The organism is Breznakia blatticola (assembly GCF_004365815.1).
Taxonomy (GTDB): Bacteria; Bacillota_I; Bacilli_A; order Erysipelotrichales; family Erysipelotrichaceae; genus Breznakia; species Breznakia blatticola.
On the sequence record NZ_SODD01000076.1, the window covers coordinates 1 to 3993 of the forward strand.

Consider the following 3993-nt stretch of genomic DNA (forward strand, 5'->3'; position numbering starts at 1 on the left):
CCTCTCCTTCAACTTTTGACTAGTTCTACTTTTTACTTTGCCAATTTCCATTGCAGTTTGAGGACTATATGCATGACTGCCCGTCACACAAAAAACACCGCGTATAGCGATGTTACTTGACGTTGTTCATTAAAATGTTTTTTTTCTAAGGTCAATTTTTAAACAAACATCCGTTTTGAATAAAAAACGATAAACACGCTGTTTAATTAGTGCTTAAAACGGACGTTGCTTGATAATTAATGAAAATAATACACTGAAATGTGGAAAATATCACTATTGATGATATACTGAAAACACCATTCAGTGTTATTTTTTCAAAATTTTTACTGAATAGTCCGTTTTTGTATAGATATAAAATTGGTTTATTCCTCCCTTGATTTTGGTTTATTTAATTAATCTAGTAAGATTGATTTCAGTTGTATCTATCTTTGATAGATTGTTTAAGTCATATACCTTTTCATGGAGAAAAGGTTGTGACATCTGTAATGGTGTACAGAAATTAAACTGCGGTCTTGGATAATTATTAACTTGGTTGGAAACGTAGTTAATATCCTTCTCGCTAAATTGATTTTGTGATTGACCTTTAGGGATGCATTCGCGAAAATGCTCATGATTTTTTCGCATTTACCTTTTTGATCACTTCGGCGTGGTTCACAATAATATACAGAAACTAACTTCTCATCACCATCGATAGAATATTCGATGGCGGTGGGATTTTTAAATTCTGAACCATTGCCTGTGAGAATTACACTAAAAAGCTTTTCATATAGTGTGTCTCCTAAGTGTAGTTTTATAGAGGTAAATACACGCGTAACTTCCTCTTGTGTACAAGCATCCAGAAGGAAGTAGAGTTGTAGATTACTCTTGCGGTGCAGTAAAGAGAGAATTGTTTTTTCGTTAGCTCCAACTTTACCATGTACAGTATCCATCTCCCATACTTCAGCATGAGGGTCATCGAAGATTCGTGTTTTAAAGTCTTGATACGTTCGATTTTTTAAATAATCATAATCAACAGGAATGTGGATGATCTTCTTTGGCTTTGATTTATACCTAGGCTTCCGTTTTAAATCGATGTTTTTAACAGTCAAAAGATTCAAATCTATATAGCGATACAATGTAGATGTGGCGATATCAAGATTGAATGTTGCAATTATAACTTCTAGAGACAATCCATTTTTCACACCTTCAGATACAATTTCATTGAGCTTTAGTAGACTGGCTTGATCATACTTTAATCCTATTTTAGAAGTAGATATGTTTTCTTTATAGTCTTGGTGAGCCAAATGATGATTATAGAACAACTTAGGAGATTTACATTCTTTTCTATCTGGACAGGCATTACACACATAAGGAAAACGTGTGGTTCTTTTGCATGTGGGTGTTTCACAAAAATTAGTGCAGAAGTGTTTGGTCTCACAACGGAGTTGGTTGCCACAGGGATTCTTAGCATTCTTTCTTACATCCAAGATTCTATGTTTATAGATTTCGTTCTTGATGCCTCGAGGATCTTTAGCAAGTGAATTAGCAATATCGATTAGCTTTGCATCTTCATTAAGTAGTGTTTCGATAGACAAACGTTCTATGTCTGATAAGTGTTTATATTTATTAGTCATGGTATAGGTTTCCTTTCAAAGAAATAAAGGAAGAATAAACCTAGAGTATTATACTTGATTAATAGCATGAAATGATAGAGATAATATGATAACAAACAAGAAACGGACCTTTGAATCAAAATAAGCCAATAGCGGACCTTTCAAAAATAATTGAGGGTTTTTTTTCTAATTATTTTCTCAGTTTCAATAAACGAAAAAGATTTGATAATGCGATTGCTAAACTTAGTATTCCCATAAGATAATAAAATTCATCATGTAAAATCAAACCTAAAATGACAAATACAAATGTAATACTTATGTCAATTTTAAGATTTCGTTTATATGTTAATATGTGTTCATTCATTATATTTCTCCATGTAAATATGACGAGTATTATTAGCAACATGGGGCTTTAGATTAGCTATTCGAAAACAAGGGGATGTTTTACCCATAGATAAACACCAGCAATATAGATGTTCGGGGTTTAATGATTCTTAACATACTATTCAAGACAAAATAAGAAGATATGAAAGCACTTAGGGTTTAAAGCCTCATCAAGAAAACATGTGGTGAGATTCAATCATAGGTCTAGCCTACCACACAAGAAGTTGTGGGTTTATTGATTACTATTACTAATTTCAAATAAAAATATGAAAGACAATCTTTATCATAATCTGATTATCAGAAATGAAAGTGATTGTCTTTTTTGATAGATTTATACTGAAAGGAATAAAGAAAAGACAGAATACCCCAAGTTTAGCCGCTTAGTTTCTGTCTTTCTCCGCTCTCTTACGAGAGCACCATTTAAGGCATTTTTCTTTTTTTCGGTTTTAATTCATTTGTAGTATAGTATAATAATGCAATTATAAGCATTACTGATCCGAAAATTTTAGGAGACGTAATTATTTCAACTTGATTTTGTAAATTTGGTATCTGTGATGCCCCTATCAAACCAAATATTGGCGTGACAACAGACATTACCGAAATCAAAATTGGAGATAAATATTTTTGACTATGAGTCCTCATAGTAAATGCCACTCCTGAACCAATAATTCCTGTTAGTATGATTATTAATATTGATTCATTACACCATTCAACTTTTGGCAAATCATGCAACCCGAATAGTATTGAAACCACTGCTGCTCCAATAATTTGAGCGATGCCTAATTCCAATGCATCTTCATTTTTCATAAAATGCGAAGTTAATAGAATTGTAATGCAGTTGATGAACATACCAATAAATGTAATGAAATCACCTGAGTTAAATCCACTGTTTATAGCATCAGAAAATATTATCAACCCCAAAAGCAATAAAACTGTTGTAATAATAAAGTATATTGAGGGCTTAGTTCGATGATAAATCATAACGAACATTGGAACAATTATAAATGATAACTGCCCAATGAATACTGAATTGGAGGCAGATGTAAAGTTCAAACCATATACTGACAATAACATAGGTAGCGCTATAGTAACTCCCAACAGCAAGCCACGAATCCATGTTTTGTAATTTATAGTCCTAATTTTCTTATAGTAAATTATACATAAAAACAACGCTGCAGACGTAAATCTTAACAGAATATAAGCATTACTTGACATATATTGGAGCACATTCTTCATTAAAACAGTTGTATACCCCCAATATGCATTTACTAAAAACAGTTCAATTATAGCCCACTTATTTTTATTAGTATTCATTTTACTCGTATTTTTTTTGGTACTCGGAAATAAAACTTTTGTACCAAAAATAACTCATTTTTGGAATTCTTTCGAACTTATTTTCAAAATCAACATAAACTAATCCATATCTCTTTTTATATCCATTCACCCAACTGTATAAATCCATTGTTGACCACATATAATATCCTCTTACGTCAACTCCTTCTCTCTTTGCTACAATAAGCCACTCAAGAAAACTGCGCATGATTCTAACTCTTTCAAAGTCATTTACTTGTCCATTTTCGACTTCATCATAACTTGCATGTCCATTTTCTGTAATATAGATCGGTGTATTTGGATACATATTCGATAAATACAATAATCCATCATACATCGATTTTCCATACACCTCTCTTCCCCATTGATTTTTTTCTGCATAGGGATCATCTTGAGAGGCAAACCATCCCTTAATTACAGAACCTTCTATTGCATTTGATTCACTACCCTTATTATTATATGAAACTTGAGACTTCCCATACTTATCAGGTCCCACTAAATTCCTACAATAAAAATTGACTCCAATAAAATCGACCTTTCCTTCCTCAAATATTTCTTTATCCTCATCTTTCATAAAAGATAAATCAATTCCTAATGTCATTAAGTTAAGAATCCATTAACCAAGCAAAATTCATCGATGAAGTGAATTTTGCTTGGTTTTTTTGTTGTCTTCTAAAAGTTGTGT

The 3993-nt window shown here is 32.0% G+C and carries 4 protein-coding genes; all 4 read right to left on the minus strand.

The window, feature by feature from the left end:
- Positions 1-440: 440 nt before the first annotated feature.
- The 4 genes from EDD63_RS11305 to EDD63_RS11315 all read right to left on the minus strand — a co-directional run bounded on the left by EDD63_RS11305 (position 441) and on the right by EDD63_RS11315 (position 3909).
- Positions 441-1613 carry a hypothetical protein gene (locus tag EDD63_RS11305; protein ID WP_134171420.1) on the minus strand — a complete coding sequence of 391 codons (1173 nt, stop codon included), beginning with the start codon at positions 1611-1613 and terminating at the stop codon, positions 441-443.
- Between the two features lie 169 nt (positions 1614-1782).
- Positions 1783-1956, minus strand: a complete 174-nt coding sequence (locus EDD63_RS11595; protein WP_166667645.1) for a hypothetical protein — start codon at positions 1954-1956, stop codon at positions 1783-1785.
- 440 nt (positions 1957-2396) lie between these two features.
- Positions 2397-3290, minus strand: coding sequence for a DMT family transporter (locus EDD63_RS11310; RefSeq protein WP_134171421.1), 894 nt, complete (start codon positions 3288-3290; stop codon positions 2397-2399).
- A gap of 1 nt (position 3291) precedes the next feature.
- Positions 3292-3909 carry a family 1 glycosylhydrolase gene (locus EDD63_RS11315; RefSeq protein WP_134171422.1) on the minus strand — a complete coding sequence of 206 codons (618 nt, stop codon included), beginning with the start codon at positions 3907-3909 and terminating at the stop codon, positions 3292-3294.
- Positions 3910-3993: the final 84 nt, after the last annotated feature.

Excerpts from the sequence above, each read along its gene's own strand:
- EDD63_RS11315 (WP_134171422.1), bottom strand. The coding sequence starts at position 3,909 with ATGACATTAGGAATTGATTTATCTTTTATGAAAGATGAGGATAAAGAA.
- EDD63_RS11310 (WP_134171421.1), bottom strand. The coding sequence starts at position 3,290 with ATGAATACTAATAAAAATAAGTGGGCTATAATTGAACTGTTTTTAGTA.
- EDD63_RS11305 (WP_134171420.1), bottom strand. The coding sequence starts at position 1,613 with ATGACTAATAAATATAAACACTTATCAGACATAGAACGTTTGTCTATC.
- EDD63_RS11595 (WP_166667645.1), bottom strand. The coding sequence starts at position 1,956 with ATGAATGAACACATATTAACATATAAACGAAATCTTAAAATTGACATA.